At 65.6% G+C, this 16330-nt stretch carries 15 protein-coding genes; 3 read left to right on the top strand and 12 right to left on the bottom strand.

Annotated features, from left to right (window positions below; genetic code table 11):
• Nucleotides 1-17: 17 nt before the first annotated feature.
• A complete protein-coding gene (locus BLU38_RS12890) occupies nt 18-893 on the bottom strand; it encodes a cyclase family protein (RefSeq protein WP_091525363.1) in 876 nt (291 codons plus the stop codon).
• Nucleotides 894-976: 83 nt separating this feature from the next.
• Here BLU38_RS12890 and BLU38_RS12885 point away from each other — a divergent pair, with 83 nt between their 5' ends.
• The 3 genes from BLU38_RS12885 to BLU38_RS30890 all read left to right on the top strand — a co-directional run bounded on the left by BLU38_RS12885 (nt 977) and on the right by BLU38_RS30890 (nt 3241).
• The gene (locus BLU38_RS12885) at nt 977-1417 is read left to right on the top strand and encodes a MarR family winged helix-turn-helix transcriptional regulator (RefSeq protein WP_091525361.1); all 441 of its coding nucleotides are present in this window, start codon (nt 977-979) and stop codon (nt 1415-1417) included.
• 151 nt (nt 1418-1568) lie between these two features.
• Entirely contained in the window at nt 1569-2177 is a 609-nt protein-coding gene (locus BLU38_RS12880) for a hypothetical protein (protein ID WP_157683430.1), read from the top strand.
• Between the two features lie 59 nt (nt 2178-2236).
• Nucleotides 2237-3241, top strand: coding sequence for a hypothetical protein (locus tag BLU38_RS30890; RefSeq protein ID WP_157683429.1), 1005 nt, complete (start codon nt 2237-2239; stop codon nt 3239-3241).
• 44 nt (nt 3242-3285) lie between these two features.
• Here the strand turns inward: BLU38_RS30890 and BLU38_RS12875 are convergent, their stop codons facing one another.
• The 11 genes from BLU38_RS12875 to BLU38_RS12825 all read right to left on the bottom strand — a co-directional run bounded on the left by BLU38_RS12875 (nt 3286) and on the right by BLU38_RS12825 (nt 16094).
• Nucleotides 3286-5127, bottom strand: a complete 1842-nt coding sequence (locus BLU38_RS12875) for a phospholipase D-like domain-containing protein (protein ID WP_157683428.1) — start codon at nt 5125-5127, stop codon at nt 3286-3288.
• Nucleotides 5128-5274: 147 nt separating this feature from the next.
• On the bottom strand, nt 5275-5814 hold the full coding sequence (locus tag BLU38_RS12870) for a GNAT family N-acetyltransferase (protein WP_157683427.1): 540 nt from the start codon (nt 5812-5814) through the stop codon (nt 5275-5277).
• Nucleotides 5815-5843: 29 nt separating this feature from the next.
• A complete protein-coding gene (locus BLU38_RS12865; protein WP_091525353.1) occupies nt 5844-7055 on the bottom strand; it encodes a M48 family metalloprotease in 1212 nt (403 codons plus the stop codon).
• Between the two features lies 1 nt (nt 7056).
• Entirely contained in the window at nt 7057-7560 is a 504-nt protein-coding gene (locus BLU38_RS12860; protein ID WP_157683426.1) for a hypothetical protein, read from the bottom strand.
• 224 nt (nt 7561-7784) lie between these two features.
• Complete coding sequence (locus BLU38_RS12855) at nt 7785-8276, bottom strand: ADP-ribosylglycohydrolase family protein (protein ID WP_331715081.1); 492 nt, start codon at nt 8274-8276, stop codon at nt 7785-7787.
• Entirely contained in the window at nt 8276-8893 is a 618-nt protein-coding gene (locus BLU38_RS12850; RefSeq protein WP_091525345.1) for a TetR/AcrR family transcriptional regulator, read from the bottom strand. The genes BLU38_RS12855 and BLU38_RS12850 overlap by 1 nt, the downstream gene beginning before the upstream one ends.
• A complete protein-coding gene (locus BLU38_RS12845; RefSeq protein ID WP_091525343.1) occupies nt 8890-10881 on the bottom strand; it encodes a CocE/NonD family hydrolase in 1992 nt (663 codons plus the stop codon). Before BLU38_RS12845 ends, BLU38_RS12850 begins: the two co-directional genes overlap by 4 nt.
• Nucleotides 10878-12671: a dipeptide ABC transporter ATP-binding protein gene (locus BLU38_RS12840; protein ID WP_091525341.1), complete on the bottom strand. Its 1794-nt coding sequence runs from the start codon at nt 12669-12671 to the stop codon at nt 10878-10880. The genes BLU38_RS12845 and BLU38_RS12840 overlap by 4 nt, the downstream gene beginning before the upstream one ends.
• Entirely contained in the window at nt 12671-13537 is an 867-nt protein-coding gene (locus BLU38_RS12835; protein WP_091525339.1) for an ABC transporter permease, read from the bottom strand. The genes BLU38_RS12840 and BLU38_RS12835 overlap by 1 nt, the downstream gene beginning before the upstream one ends.
• The gene (locus BLU38_RS12830; RefSeq protein WP_091525337.1) at nt 13534-14544 is read right to left on the bottom strand and encodes an ABC transporter permease; all 1011 of its coding nucleotides are present in this window, start codon (nt 14542-14544) and stop codon (nt 13534-13536) included. The genes BLU38_RS12835 and BLU38_RS12830 overlap by 4 nt, the downstream gene beginning before the upstream one ends.
• Entirely contained in the window at nt 14541-16094 is a 1554-nt protein-coding gene (locus BLU38_RS12825) for an ABC transporter substrate-binding protein (RefSeq protein WP_091525335.1), read from the bottom strand. The genes BLU38_RS12830 and BLU38_RS12825 overlap by 4 nt, the downstream gene beginning before the upstream one ends.
• Nucleotides 16095-16330 lie beyond the last annotated feature (236 nt).

Here is a 16330-nt window from a genome sequence, read left to right as displayed (position 1 = left end):
CGTGACCCGGGGCCGAATCAGAAGATCGCGATCGGGTTGACCGCGAGCCCGGTGGTTCCGGTGATGCGGGGCGGCGCCACGACGAGCATGAAACTCCACCGCTGCAGCGATGCACACCGGTCGGCAAGATCGTCGAGGGCAGCGACATCGACCAACGGCAGGCCCAGCCGTGCCAGCGCAACCTGATGCATCGGCATTGGGAGGCTCGGAGGTCGGGCATCGCCGATATCGCCGACATAGAGTGCCGCACCGTGCTGGTCGAGCCAGTCGACGGCACTGAGGCCGAGCCCGGGAACCGGCTGTGTCATCGGCTGGTTGAAATCCCAGCCGCCACGCACGACGATCGCGTCGCCGGAGTGCATCGTCGTACCCGTCCGATCGAGCGCGGCGTCGAGTTCTGCTCCGGTGACTCGGTGGTCCGCAGCGAGGCTGTCGCCGCCAGAAGCCAGATCGAGGAGGACGCCCCGAGTGACGATGCCGTCGCTCGCAGAATCGGCGGACGCGTGCCGGACGCCGGTCGGCGTGACGGCGTCCGGCAGCGGAACACCCGGATAGACCTGGTCGCCGACGGGGACGTGACAGGGGGCGTCGAGGTGGGTGAGTGCGGCGTTGTGGGTGTTGATCAACAACGAGTCGGTGGTGGCCATCGGCCTGATCCCGTTGAAGTTCACGACCTGCATGACAGCCGCCGGCACGGTGGCTGGACTCCCGGTCAGGGCAGCGCCGGTCGTCATCGGCACGGGCGTGGTGGGACGCGCGAGGCTCACCGACGTGCCGTCGCGTACCTCGGCAGCAGCGCGGGCTCGGGCTCGGTCGTCGATCAGGTTGAGGGTGCCGCGTTCGTCATGGTCGCCCCATCGTCCCCAGTTGCTCGGAAGATCGTTCTCGCTCATGTGGCTGATTCCTGTCGGTGTCGAAGCACTGTGTCAGCTATGCTGACACTACAGTCTACCCGTACCGGAAAGGACCGCGATCGATGGCAGCCGATGATCGTCTGATGGCGGAGCCGCCACTGTTTGCGCTGCTGCAGCGCGGCGTCCGCTGGTCCAGCGACGAGTTCGTCAAGCGTCTGACAGCTGCCGGCGTCGGGGCGATCACACCCGCGCACGGCACCGTGCTCGCACACCTCGACGCCGACACGGCACTGAGCATCGCCGAACTGGCACGCCGCGCGGACGTCACCCGGCAGACCATGCATCGCGCCGTCACGCAACTCATCGACGAAGGTCTGCTGGCCAGCGCACCCGGGCCTGGATTCCCGCGCAGCACCCTGATCAGCCTGACCGCCGCGGGCTGCCGGAGACGCGAGGTCGCCGTCGAGATCTTTCACGACCTGGAGCAGGAGCTGAGCGAACGGCTGGGGGCCGAGACACTGGCACAGTTGCGCCAGACTTTGACCAAGGCCTGGCCCCGCTGAATGACAGTGGCAATCCTCTGGGGAGCGTCCCGGCGGTCCGGTCATGAGGATGCGATCTCGAGTCGCATGGTTATCCACAGGCATCTGGCGAAATGCCGCGGCCCATCCGTAAACTCCATGCCGCCGGGGCTGACGATCGAGGAGACGCTGGATGTCAAAGCGCATGCTGCGCGGTGTTGTGGTTGCCCTACTCATGCTCCCGCTCGCGGCCGCGTGCGATGGTGATGGCCCATCCACGGATCCATCGGCGTCTGGACGTGCAACGACGGCACGGCCGTCGGCATCGCCGACGCCGACTGCCAGCCAGAACGAGATGATGCTGCAAGCTGCGCAGTCACAGTTCGTGAAGTACTACAAGGCCTACCTCGTCGAAGGCATGCATCCGACGCATGCACCATCGAAGAGGCTCCTAGCGATGACACACCCCGACGGGGCCGAACGCACAATCCTCAAGGAGTCGTTCGCGAATGCGCGGGAGGAGGGATCACGGATCGAGTCAGCAGAAATCAGCATCTCGGTCGGGCCCGAGGGCAAGTCGAATGGGTCGAAGCGGACAGAGTTGAAGTTCAAGGCGTGCATTGACGGCCGGAGGGCAAAGGTCGGCGACGGGACCAAGAGCCGAAGCCTCCCGTGGGAACTACTCAACGTCGATATGCGCGCCAAGGCAGGTGCCTCGCCGGACGCTAGGGCGACCGAGCCGAGTTCGTGGCTGGTCTACAGCGCGAATCAGCTAGATAAGGGCTCTCCGTGCGAGCTATAGCACCACGCTCCCTGGTGGGTCTCTGGCTCGGACTTGCCATCGCCCTCACAAGCGGTGGTATGTCAACCGCCAACGCGGATGACCCCGATGAGGTCAGTCGAAGCGACTCGCTGTCAGTGAATGACGAAGAGATCTCTGCGGAGGCGAGCAAGTCCACGACGGAATCGACGAAGACAACCCCGAAGTCCACTGATACGACGAGCTCGCAGAACCAAGGAGCTGACGACCCAGCAGTTCAGCCCTCGGACGGCGCGGGAGACAACTCAAATGGCGGTGGTGGGGATGTTCGCAATGGACCGACATACAAGGAGCTGGTGGCTCGAGCACTCGCCCACAATGAGAACGAGTTGGCAAAACAGGCTGCGTCCGAGGCGCGCCAGGCAAACTGTGTCGATGGTGGCCTGAGGACGGTGCTTGCTGCGTCGTGCAATCCGGCCTACGCCGCGCAGCTGATGGATATGCCTGATAGGCCCCAACAGGAAGCAGCGCCCGCAGCGCCGGCACCCGCGGCACCCGCTGCCCCCGCGGCGCCCGCAGCGCCGCCGAGGATCACGAAACAACAGGTGTGGACGCGGGTGAAGACGACACTTGCAGTCGACGCGGCGACTCCGCGAGTCGGGCCCGACTACTCCGTCCACCATCTGCGCAGCGCCGTAACTGGCAAGCCGCTGGATTCGGCTGTTGGCTATCCCCTGTGGTTCTGGGCCGAAGGTGGCGATCTCGCGGCGAAGTCGTCCACCAAGAAGGTCGCAGACATGACCGTTTCGCTGTCCATGCGTCCCGGCAAGGTCAGCATTGACGCTGGTGATGGCAACAGGTTCAGCTGTTCGACCGATGCACCAGAATGGACTCCGCGCGTAGCGCCCGGCACGAAGTCGCCGAGCTGCGGCCACACGTACGTGAAGACTGGAACGTACACGGTTTCGATGACCAGCCATTGGAGTGTGCACTACGTGATCGACAATGGCGAGGGCGAGCCGCTCGTCGGCGATGAGCCGTTGAGCGGGACGCAGACCCGACAGTTGCGGATCGGCGAGCTTCAGGTCGTCACCGTTGATCGGTGATCCAGGCACCACTGACTGCCAGGACCTACGTGCCGCACGCGAACTCACCGGTTGGGTTCGTGATATCCGCCGAACCAGCGATCGCAGTCCTTCTCCGGATCGTCGAGCACCCGGTGCGAGCTGATGCTGTTGCTCCAGGTGCTGGAACCGTCGCCGTACCAGGAGATCCTGTTGATCCAGGCGCCGGGCCGTAGGCAAAAGCTGTCGCCTTCGGGATGGCCGTCGTTGTACCTGGGGTAGTTGTAGAACTTGATCGTCTTCGTGGTGGTGTTGACGATCGAGTCGACCGCATTGTCCAGGTCCTCGATCTGACCCTTGCCGTCGTCGTAGTCGCTGTCGGAGCCGTCGGCCTTACCGTCGTTGGCGCCGTCGCATTTGGTGCCGCGATACAGGTAGAGCAGGTGTTTGGAGGCGTACTTGTCGGCGGTCTCGTGACAGTTCAGCGGATCGGTCAGATCGATGTCGGAGCGGCCGCCGTCACAGGCGGTCGGCTTGCTGGTCTGCCAACAGGTGTGTGCGGCGTTGCGGACGTCGACGAAGTTGTCGACGAACCGGTCGTGCACGCCGGCATCGTTGATCTGCAGCCAGGTCTCGTCGTTGACGGTGATCTTGTCACTGGGATTGGCCGCCGACGATTGGGTGAAGTTGTAGCTACCGGTGAAGACGACCTTCTGGTTGATCTTGTCGTCGAACGTGCCGTCGATCATCAGGTTCTTCTCGTGCAGCCCGTGCGGCTGTCCGCTATTGAACTCCCGTACCTCGGGGCCGTGGTAGTTGATCCTCTCGTCGTTCGCCGGGATCGGCTGCTGCAACAGCGCGCGCAGGGACGCGTAGTTGCCCTTCTTGTCTCCGATGCCGTCCGCGACGACGTCGACGTAGCAACCTGCGTTGTCCAGCGACCACAGTTTCTTGGCGATCTCGAGCCCGTAGCCGCCGGTGTCGGAGATCGTCCACATGGCGACCCGGACGATGGTCCGGTGACCGGGATCGGTGCCACCGGAGGTGCTGCCGTGGCAGTCGATCTTGTTCAGGGCGTCGGTCAGCGCGGTGATCCCGTCGGCCCGTGGTGAGTGGAAGACGCGATAGTTGCCGATCGGCTTGTCCAGGACGTCATCGTGATCTTCGTAGTAGCTGAGATTCTCCTCACCGGAGGCCAGATCGTTGAAGTAGTTGTCGGCGAACCAGTGGTAGAGCGGCTCGTCGTTGGCCGCGGTGTAGCCGCTGTTCCACATGCCCATGCCCGAATTGTCGGTGCCGTCCTCGCCGTCGTTGTCCTCGTAGTTGGAGGAGGTCAGAAAGGTGACGTGCTGGGTGCCGTGGGTCTCCGACAAAGTGACGAGCTTGTTGTGCATCCGACGGTTGGCGATACATCCGTAGTCTCCCTTCTCCTCATTCGTGGGGCACTTCTTGATCGACGACTTGCCGTCCCCGACTTCGTCGATCGCCGCCTGCACCCGGGTCAGGTGCTTGGGGTCGTCGGGGTAGTGACCGATGTTGCCGTCCACGACGATCCGGACCTGGACCCCGTTGCGGATCGCCTTGATCACCGCCGAGGTCATGGTCTCGTCGGCGAAGTGGTAGCCGGCGATGTTGATCTTGGCTCCTTCCGGTGCGCCGTCGATCATGCAGCCGATGTGGCGATGGATCCGACCGGGATCGGTTTGCGGGTTGTTGAAGATGGCACCGGTCGTGACCGAACCGTCCAGGGCACAATCGCCGGCTGTGGCCTTCGGCCCATCAGCGGTTGCCTGCGGCGCGGGAGTGACCTGGAGGGTTAGGCCGGCAACCACGGCGATGGCGCCGACAAGCGCCGCCAACCGTACGACGAGCGACCGTCGGAACGCTGTCCGTCTCGGACCTCGGCTATCGGCACCTGCGGTCACCATGATCACTCCCTGTCCCCGGTCTCGCTGGCTGAAGCAGTCAGCGTTGGGCACCGCGAGGCCAACGGGCAAGGACCTTCGAAGTGGGTCGAAACGGGCAGCTCGATCACCGCCGCGACAGCGCCCGAACAGCCAGCGGCCGAACCGGGGTCAGGCTTGGCGCGACGAAGGTTTGCCGGAAGCGGCAAGGAGCTGGGGGAGCAGCGTCGACCACGCTGCTCGTTCCTCGTCGGAGCGGTATTCGGGGACGAAGCCCAACCGCAGATAGGTCCGTACAGCAGCGTGTCGGAAGATTTCGGTCTCCAACACCGCCCGTCGGAACCCGCGTTCGGTGAAACCGCGGAGGCAGGCCACGGTGACGACCTTGCCCAACGACTGCCCACGGGCTTCGCGGCGTACGCCGACCCAATGTAGGTAGCCGGCGTCGGGGTACTTCTGCAGGACGCGTTCCGACGCGGTGGCCACGATGCGGCTGCCGTGGGTGATCACCCAGGTCCGCGGCACGTCGGCTGCGCCGAGCAGTGCTGACGTCACCCGGCTCGTCGACCAGTCGTCCTCGAAGGCGTCAGTCAGCGCATCGGCGAGCTCGGCAGTATCGACGTCGGTGGCTTCGCGCATCCGCAGGTCGCCGGGCAGCACAGGCTCGGCATGATCGAGCGGTCCCGGATGGGTCATGAAGAGTTGCGTCAACGTCTCCCCTTCTCGTCGTCGCAGGCAGCCTACTCAGATCCTCGGGAGAACTGCGGAACGGTGCCGCCGCGCTGCTGAGCGCGATCGGCGGTGGTCGTCGGTCCGCGTGGGGAACCGAGCCTGGATGTTGCCGCCTCCTTCTGCTTGACCGTCGAGCCGGCCGTTTGCCGGCGGCGATGCGCGAAGCTGCTCTGGGCAAGTCGTACGGGAGATATCGATGGCGGCGAGCGCGGATGATCGTGATCCTGGGCGTCGGCCACCGGCACGTGTTGATGGGTGTTCCGGGTGTGATGGAAGAAGCCCGGGGAAGGCGGTGCGGTAGAGACGTCGAGGTAGGGCACGGGTGGCACGACGTCCGCGTCGCCGAGGCTGATGCCGTTGCGTTCCATGGACTTGCGCGATGCGCGGAGCTGCTTCAGATCGATCAGCATCGGCGGTCCGGGCAGACCGCTCACGCCCGGATTGACCGCCGCATGGATCGATGCGGCTTGGCCGACCGCGACGGCCGTGTAGTAGTTGGTGTAATCGGAGTCGCCGTGATGGCCGAGGAAGGTTTGGCTTGCCGGCTTGTCAAAGAAGTTCTTTCCCATGCCCTCGATGTTCTGGGGTGACAGATCGACCGTCAGATCAGAATTCAGGTGGAGGTTCGGGCGGACGCCCCAAGTAGAGTCGAACTTCCGCTCGACGAAGTCCCTGGCTCGGAACTCATTGGTCCTGACGATCTCGTGGACGGCCTCCCACGGCTCCAACGATCGGTGGCAGTCGAGCATCGCATTCCAGCCGGCCAGCGTTGCGCTGGCTTCGTCCTCCCGATGGGCTTGCACGACGTGCGCGACGGCGTTGGTGTAGTCGTGGCTCGACTGCGCGGCGGCGTGGGCATCGAAGTAGAGATCCCTGACTGCCGAAGCGACGGTCGGTGCGTTCAGTGCGTGCTGCATCTCGTGCCCGAGAATGAACGCCAACTCCTCCTTCGTCGACAATGTGACAATCGCCGACGGCAGCTTGATCAGTCCCGAAGACGGCCAGTACTCACCGCCCGCATTGGCGCTCGGCGCCAACGCCCCGAAGCCGGTCAGGCGGCCCGACGCCACGGCATCGTTCAGTTGCGCTTTCAGGTGTGGGGATTGCTTGATCACCTGGCGCAACACCGCGACCTGTCCGCGGGTGCCGGCTTCACCGCTCCCGAAGGTGGCGATGACGCGCTTGGCCTGCCGGGTCAGCTTTGCAGCCGTGGCAGGCATGTCAGCTCACGACGACCGACTGGATGGTCTTCAGGAGTGGCCCGTCGTCGACGCGGTGGCCGGTCACGATCACTTGTAGCTTCAGGCCGTCGCGGACGAACTCGTCACCCAGCCGGCGACCGTGTTCGCCGTAGCGAGTTTGCTGCTGAAATCCGGCCTGCTTGAGTCGCTCGGCGAATCTGTCGAGTCGCAGCTCTGGCGCTGGCTCGTCACTGGCTGCATCGCCGTCCTTGGAGAAGAAGGTCAGATGGAGATACACACGATCTGTGCCGGCTCCATGCAGGCCGAACGCATAGCTGCGGGTCGACGTGAGCCGGGCGTAGCTCCCGGGGTGACCGCTACGGAGTTCTTGGAGCTCCAGCTTGAAGGCTCGGCCCACAGTCTCGCGCGTGAGATCTGTTGCTTTCCGGGTGTCGATGACAAGATCAACAAGCCCGTCGACGATCTGTTGGGTCGTCCGCGTTGACAGAGGCAATGACTCCCAGCTCGGGCCGGTGTCTGACATGGTGATCTCCTGGTGGGCAGGGCGGTTCTGGACGGTCCGCCGCGAAGAGGCGTCGGACCGCGTCCCAGGAGTCTAGGCATCATTGAGCCGGGGAGTCCTCGGTCGTTGCCCAGCCTGTGGATAACCCTGGTCCCGACCTGGTGACACCTGGCCAACGGCGCTGAGTTGGCGGACTGCCCCGCCGATCGATCGGACCTGGTGGCTTCCACGTGCGGCTCGTCCGTTCAGGGCTGGACCCGATCAGCATCGAGTCCTGCGAGATCCCGCGCGAGTCGGTCCAACTCCTCGAGGCGTTCCGGCTCGAGTGGAGCGACCAATTCGGTCGGAAACCCGAAGCGAGCTGCAAGGACGGCGCCGCAGATCGCTCCATTGGTGTCGGTGTCTCCACCCAGACGTACCACCGTCTCGATACCGCTCGTGAAGTCGGTAGCGGCAGTCGCCGACCAAATAGCAAGATCAAGAGCGTACGGTGCGTAGCCGATACCCGGACAGGGAATATTCGTCGGCGGCAGGTCGGGATGAAGATCAAGATCGAATTCGGCCAGAGCATCGATCCAGTCGGTTGTTGGTTGATCGCCGTTCATGATCATCTGCAGCATCCCGACGTAGGCTCGAACGCAGCCGAGCACCTGCGGATGCGCGTGCGTGGTCCGGGAGGAGTCGACCGCGAGCTCGGCCCAGGCCGATGCGGTGGAGTCGGCAGCGCCCTGACAGATCAGCGGTCGTCGAGGTGGCCGGCTCTCGGCCCCAGCAGCAGATCGATCAGCTCGAACATCCAGTTGCGGGCAGCTTCGGTGGTGATGCCTTGTGCGTCCTGAGCGAGTTGGGTGCCTAGGCCGTCGGAGTAGGCGGCGAGCTTGAGGGCCGTCTCGTCAGGATCGACGGTGCGGAAGGTGCCGTCGTCGACACCGCGGGTGATGATCCGGACGCAGCAGGCTTCCCAGCTGCGGATCCGCATCGCGTAGGCGCCGGCGATCTCGGGGCGGCGAGCGACGATCGCCCAGTAGTCGGCCCAGATCCGCCAGTGGGCCTGCACATCGGCCGAGTCGCCGAACAGTGGTTCGATGATCAACTGCAACGCGCGGCGGGCGTCGGGTTCGGCGTCGGCTGCGGTGATTACGTCACCGTAGAACCGTTCGGACTCGGCGATCACGACGGCGCGCAGGATTTCGTCGGTGCTGGCGAAGTGATAGGTGACCGTGCCGATCGACACCCCGGCCGCGGCAGCGATGTCCCGCAGCGCGGTGGCGGCGAGTCCGCGTTGGGCGATCGCGCTCCGGGCAGCCCGGACGATCTGTTCGCGCCGCTGTGCAGGGGAGAGCCGGGAGGTCACGCTGACGTCCTCGGGATCCGATCATGGAACGTCCGATCCGCCACGATCTCCTTCTTCCCACCACGGTCTGCCGTCGCCAGCACGCGATTGTCGACGATGAAGTCTGTCGTATCAGCCGTGATCGTGGACCAGGTCTCGATCTCGGCGACCCAGTCATCCTTGCTCATGGTGATCTGCCAATGGGAATCGGCACGAGCCGCCGCCGGATCCCCCTCGATAATCCGATAGGTCTCCTCGGCCGACTCCAGGAAGTCCAGCCCGTCGGGATAGCGGCGGGTGCCGCCGTACCCGGGATCGACGGTGAGGACGGTCTCCCGCGCCGCGACATCGGTCGTCACTGTGCGTTCGGGTCGTGGTTCGGCTCGGTCATCCGGCTGCGTGATCGCCAGTGGGCGGGCATGCTCCGCCGGTTCGAAACTCACCGCCTCATGCTCATCGGGGACCAGCGGAAGGTCGATCATGCTGGCCGACAGATTCACCTCGATGGTGTCGTCGACCGGATGGGGCCAGACCCATGGCCAGTAATGATTGCTGAGTGCGATCCGGAGACGATGACCGGCGGCGAGCCGATAACCGTTCGCGACCAGCGGTACTTCGACGTCGACGAACTCGCCGACCGGTAGCGGATCGATCCGGTCCATCCCGGACCGCTTGACCAGGTTGAGGACACCACGGGTGATCAAGGTCGACGCACCGTCGGGTGCGACATCGCAGACTCGGACGATGATGTGCCCACGATCATGATCAGAACGCAGCCGAAGCCGAGCGATCGGGTTTCCGAGGAACTCCAGACCGTCAGGCAGTAGATGATCAACACAGACCGAGCGGCCGTCCTCGGCACGTTGATCGGGCGGCAGATCGGCCCGATTGCCGAACGGGAAGAACCGGCCGGCATCCTGCCCCGTCGCCCACGGCGTACGGACGGTGACCGTCCCAGTGCCCAGCCCGAAGCTCCGACAATCGACTGCAGCGGGTCGATCCACGCCGATCCATCGGCCGGTGCGTTCGGCGACGTAGCTGCTCGGCGGTTCGGAGTCGGTGATCCAGACCCGCAGCGCTGGCTCGTGATCGACGCCGGTGTCCTGGTCTTTCAGCCAGCGGTCCCACCAGCGCAGCGTCTCCTGCAGGAAGCCGATCGCCGGCCCGGGCGCCAGACCGCGATCGGGATACTGATGCGACCACGGCCCGATGATGCCCTTGGCCGGTGCATCGAGGTGGTCCAACAGTCGGAAAACCGTGTCCCGGTAGGGATCCGACCAGCCGCCGACAGCCAGCACGGCCGCCCTGATCCCAGCGTAGTTCTCGCACACCGAGCCGTGCCGCCAGTAGTCGTCGCGCTCTTGATGGCCGAGCCACACCGGAGCCAGTGGTTGTTGCTGGTCGAGCCGTTCGCGCCACTGCTCGACCCAACCGTCGCCGACAACCTCGGGCCGCGGCGGACGGGAGGCGAAGGCCAGCATGGTCCCCGCCCAGGCAGCCATGTCTACGCCGAGCACCGCGCCGCCGATGTAGTGCACGTCGTTGTCGTACCGATCATCGGTGGAGCAGACCGTGACGATCGCGCCGAGCGCCTCCGGAGCCCGCTCGGCGATCTGCAGTGCGTTGAACCCACCCCAGGAGATGCCGAACATGCCGACCTTGCCAGAACACCACGGCTGGGCGGCCAGCCACTTCACCACCGCGACACCGTCATCCAATTCGGCGCCCGAGTACTCGTCGGTGAACAGACCGCCCGAGCTGCCACTGCCGCGGATGTCGACCCGAACCGAGGCATAGCCGTGAGCGGCGTAGTACGGGTGCCGTTCGCTGTCCCGCACCGAGGTCCAGTCGTCGAGCCGATACGGCAGATACTCCAACAACGCAGGCACCGGGTCGGCCTCGGCATCGGTGGGCAGCCAGACTCGAGCGTGCAGCTCGACACCGTCCGCCATCGGGATCCACAGATCTCGTTCTTCGATTGTGGACGGGTCGATCTCGACAAGACTCATTGTTGCTGTGGGCTTCCTTTCGCTACGCGGACGACATGATCATCACCAACGGTGATCAACTCACTCCCAGCTCCTGAGCCTGTCGAAGGACCGGCAACCGAGTCTCGGTCCGGGGCAAGATCGTGATCGTCACCGGCCACTGTCCGCCGACCTGCTCCCGGCTCGAGCACGGCGGCGAGCAGCTGGCGGGTGTAGGGATGCCGCGGATCGGCGAACAAGATCGCGGTCGGAGCGGACTCGACGATCCGGCCGTCCTTCATCACCACGATCCGGTCGGCCACCTGCCGGACCACCGCCAGGTCGTGGCTGATGAACACGCTGGCCAGCCCGCGATCCGTACGCAGCCGTTCCAGCAGGTCGAGCACCTCGGCCTGCACCGACACGTCCAGAGCGGTGGTGATCTCATCGGCGATCAGCACCCGCGGTTCGGCGGCCAGCGCGCGGGCGATGCCGACCCGTTGGCGTTGCCCACCGGACAGCTGGCCGGGCAGCCGACCCGCAAACTCCGGATCGAGCCCCACCTCGGTGAGTAGGGTGCCGACAGCCTCCCGCGCTGTACTGCGGCCACGGGATCGGCCGAAGACCCGCAGCGGTCGCGCGATCGCATCGCCGACACTGCGGCGCGGATTGAGCGAGAGGTCGGCGTTCTGGAAGATCAACTGCACCGCCCGGCGCAGCTCGGTGCTCCGCCGTCCGGCCGAGGCCAACAGATCATGATCACGACCATCCAATGCCAGCGAGGCACGGCCACGCTCGGCCTCGGTGAGACCGGCCAACGCGGCCGCCACCGTCGACTTCCCGCTGCCGGACTCGCCGACGATCGCCACGCTCTCGCCCTGTCGCAGGTCGATACTGAAGTCGTCCACCGCCCGCCGCCGCGCGCCCGGATAGCGGACGTCAAGATCGACACATCGGATCAGAACCGCAGCACCAAAGGGCCCTGTAGAAGGGCCGGCTTCCGCACCTGACACTCGGGGCGCCGCACTCAGCAGCTGTCGCGTGTAGGTCTCCGCCGGTGCAGTCAACACCCGGTCAGCTGGTCCGTGCTCGACGGTCCGGCCGTCCTGCAGCACCAGCACCTCGTCGGCGATCGCCGACACCACACCAAGATCATGACTGACGATCAACACCGCCATCCCGAGCCGCGACTGCAGATCGTCGATCAGGTCGAGGACGGCGGCCTGGGTGATCACGTCGAGCGCCGTCGTCGGCTCGTCCAGGACCAGGATGTCGGGATCGGTCGCCACCGCCATCGCGATCGCCACTCGCTGCTGCTGCCCCCCGGACAGCTCGTGCGGATAGCGGCGTCGCAGAGTCTCCACTGACGGCAGCCGGACCAACTCCAGCAGCTCGAGGATTCGCTGCGGACCGGCCGGAACCCCATGCACACGGAGGATCTCGGCGATCTGATCACCGACCCTGATCGACGGCGTGAGGGCGTCCCCGGCATTCTGCGAAACCAGCCCGACGGTGTTCCCGCGCAGCCGACGCAGCGGCTCGGCGGCGAGCCCGAACACGTCCTGGCCGTGCACGATCACCCGACCGTTGTCGATCCGGGAACCGGTGCGGAGGTGCCCCAGTAATGTCCGAGCTACGGTCGACTTGCCGCTGCCGGATTCGCCGACCAGCCCCAGGGTGCGGCCGCGTTCGAGAGTGAACGACACCCCGTCCACGACAGTGACCTGCTGGGTGTCGGCCTGGTAGGAAATGGTCAGATCTCTGACCTCGGCAACAGCACCCTGCACCGAAGATCCCTGGGCTGGTCGAAGGGCATCGTTGGGCTCGCTCATCAGACCACTCCTCGTCCGGCCCGGTCGACGCCGAGATACTTCCCGAGCCCGTCGGCGGCCAGGTTGAGTCCGACGACCAACGCGGCCAGCGCCAGGATCGGTGCGACGGTGCCGGTCGGAGCCACGGTCAGCGCGGTCCGGTTCTCCTGGATCATCAGTCCCCAGTCCGGCGTCGGCGGATTCACGCCGAAGCCGAGGAACGACAGCGTCGACACCAACAGCACCACCCAGGACGCCCGCATCGCGAACTCGACCAGCACCGTGCCGAGGATGTTCGGCAGGATCTCGCGACCGATGATCGGCAGCGGACCTTCACCGCGACTCCGGGCGGCGGTCACATAGCCGGTGGTCATCACCGGTCGGGCGGCGGCCCGCACCACCCGTGCCACCGCAGGGACATAGACCACCGAGACGGCCAGCACCATCACCCACAGCCCGTTGCCGAAGACGGAGATCACCAGCAGCAGCGCCAACACCGACGGCACCGCCAGGATCGCATCCAACACCCGGGTGATGCCGCCGTCGACCCACCGACCGTGGTACGCCGCCACGGCGCCGATCGCGGTCCCGATCACTACGGCAACCGTGGTCGCCAACAGCGAGACCAGCAGGGCGTACCGACCGCCCATCAGCGTGCGGGACAGGATGTCGCGGCCGTACTGGTCGGTGCCCAGCCAATGCTGCGGACTCGCGCCGGCCAACGCGCGTTGGGCATCGGTCGCCACCGGATCGTACGGCGCCAGCACCGGTGCCAGGATCGCCACCAACACGGTCAGGCTGACCAAGATCAAACCGACTCGGGTGCCGGGCGTCATCCGACCGATGCTCCGAAAGGTCGGGCGGACGAGAGTCTGCAGGACGCTCATCGTGCCGCCACCTCGCTCGGCGCCGCTGCCGGATCCGCCTCGATCGAGCGTCGCCGTGACCGGGTGTGCAAGGTGCGCTGCCGCGGATCGGCGGCCAGCGCCAACAGATCGGCGGCCAGGTTGACCAGCACGTAGATCATCGCGCTGAGCACCGCGATCGCTTCCAGCATGGGCAGATCGCGGGTGGAGACGGAGTCGATCATCAGCTTGCCGACTCCCGGATAATTGAAGATCGATTCGACGACCACGACACCGCCGAGCAGCCAGGCGACGTTGATCGAGATCACCGGCAATACCGGCAGGATCGCCGACGGCACCACATGCCGCCACAGCACCCTCCGTCGCGGCACGCCCTTCAAAGTGGCGGTGGTGGCGAACTCGGTGGCCAGCACGTCGATGGTCGAGGACCGGGTGGACCGGATGATGTAGGCAGCCATCGCGATGATCAAGGTGATCGCCGGCAGCACCGCCGTCGGGATCAGCTGACTGATCGTCGCCCGGGGCCCGTCCAGCACGACGGCCGGGAAGATCGGCAACGCGATCGCGAAGATCAACACCAGCACGGTGGCGACCACGAACTCGGGAATGCTCATCGCCAACAGGGCGATCACCGAGATGCCGGAATCGGCGGCCGTCCCGCGACGTGCGCCGGCCAGGATCCCGAGCACCACCGACAGCAGCACGCCGATCACGATGGCCGGCAGCGCGATCAGCAGGGTGTGCCCGAACGCGGTCCACAACGTGGCCGACACCGACTCACCGGAGACCAGAGACTTCCCGAAGTCGCCACGAACGGCGTGGCCGAGCCAGTCCAGATAACGGAGCCAGACATTCTGATCAAGACCGAGCTGGCCACGCAGCGTGGCGACGGCCTTCGGGGTGGCGTTCTGACCGAGCAGCTGTTCGGCGACGTCTCCGGGAAGGGCCTGGACGGCCATGAACACGAAGAACGAGGCCAGCAGCAGGGTCACCACCGCGGTCGCGAGTCGGGTCAGGACGAGCTTCATCGGCCCTCCCGCAGCCCGAGACGGAGATAGTCGAATTCGAAGCCGTACTCGTCGTAGTTGACGACGTCGTCGGACATGCCGACCAGCCGATCACCGAAGATCGGGGTCAGGTCGGCGCCGTCGGCGATGATCAACTGCTGCGCGTCGCGATACTTGGCCAGCCGGCTGTCGTCGTTGGTGTCGGCGCGGGCCTCGTCCAGCAGCTTGTCGAATCTCTTGTTGGACCAGGCCGACTCGTTGTAGCTCGACCCGGACCGGAAGATCTGGTTGAGCAGTTGGTCGACCGGACGGCCGGTGAACCAGTAGCTGACCATCAGCGGCACTTGCATCCATTGCTGGGTGTAGTAGGAGTCGGCTGCGACGTTGGTGATCTTGAGCTTGATGCCGGCCTGCTTGACCTGATCGGCGTAGGCGACGGCGATCGCGGCGAAGTTGGGTTCGTAGGCCGAGGTGTAGAGCTTGGTGCTGAATCCCTCGTGGCCGATCTTCTTCAGGATGCTGCGTGCCTTGTCAGGGTCGTACTCTCGGTGTCCGTCGGCGCGGGCCGCGAGTTCGGGCGGCACCGGGTTGTCCCAACCGGGCGTACCGGTTCCCTGGAGGGCGGTCTCCAAGATCGCCCGCGGATCGTAGGCCAGCTGCATCGCCTTGCGCAGCTGGGGATTCTTGAATTCCTTGCTGGTGGCCAGCATCGGGATCGTGTACCACTGCGCGTCGGCGACTCGGGCCACCGTGGTGCCCGGGGAGTCGGCGACGACCCGGGCGGTCGGGTTGTCCAGATTGGTCTGCGAGATCAGATCGACCTGGTGCGCCAGCAGGGCATTGACCCGGGCCGAGGTGTCCTGGATCGAGGAGAATTCGATCTTGTCCAGGGTGGGTCGTCCGTCGAAGTAGTCCTCGTTGACCGTCACCGCGCCCGGCCCGGCAGGCGTGAACGACACCAGCCGGAACGGTCCGGTGCCGACGCCGGTCTTACCGATCGTCTTGGCCGAGCCGTCCGGAATCACGTAGCACTGATAGGCGGTCAGCAGCGACGGGAACTCCGCGTTGGGCGCTTTCAGCCGGACCCGTACGGTGTGCTGGTCGACAGCCGTGGTCTCGTCGATGGACGACAAGGTCCCGGCCTGTGGCGAGGCGACGTCGGGATCGAGGATGTGTTGGATCGTGTAGCGGACGTCGCGGGACGTGAGCGGTCGCCCGTCGTGGAATTTGATGCCGGTGCGCAGCTTGAACGTCCACACCGTCGCGTCGGCGTTACGGGACCACTCCTCGGCAAGATCGGGAACCGTGTTGCCCTTGCGATCGAGCTTGACGAGCCGGTTGTACAGAGCGCCCAGATACTCGTACGCCGACAGCCCGCTGGCCGGATCCAGGGTCTCCGCCGCGCTGGCCGCCGGCCGAGCGATCCGCATCATGGCGCCCTTGCTGGCCGGCCCGGTCGCCGCGCGTTCGGGCAGCGTGAGCGCCGGAGCTCCGCATGCACTGAGCCCGGTTGCCGTCGCGCCGCCGAGCGCACCGAGAAGAACATTCCGACGACTGATCGAGGGGGTCACACAACCTCCGAGAGTTATCGTTCAGGTGAACGATAAGCGGATCGGGTCGGGTTGTGAAGTCTGTTCCGCTGGGTGATCCCGATTGCCGGAATCGTGCGTTGACGAGGTATGACGCGCGTGCGCGCCCGCCGCCGGTGCTCGGACCGGGAGTCTCTTCAGCTTCGGTAGTGCTTCGTTTGACCTACTCGCGGCTGTGATTGCTCGGCACCGACACGGTCCAGATCGAGGCGACAGAG

Source organism: Microlunatus soli (assembly GCF_900105385.1).
In the GTDB taxonomy this organism is placed as follows: Bacteria; Actinomycetota; Actinomycetes; order Propionibacteriales; family Propionibacteriaceae; genus Microlunatus; species Microlunatus soli.
The sequence above is the reverse complement of the archived record's forward strand: the minus strand, read 5'-3'. Positions and strand labels throughout refer to the sequence as shown.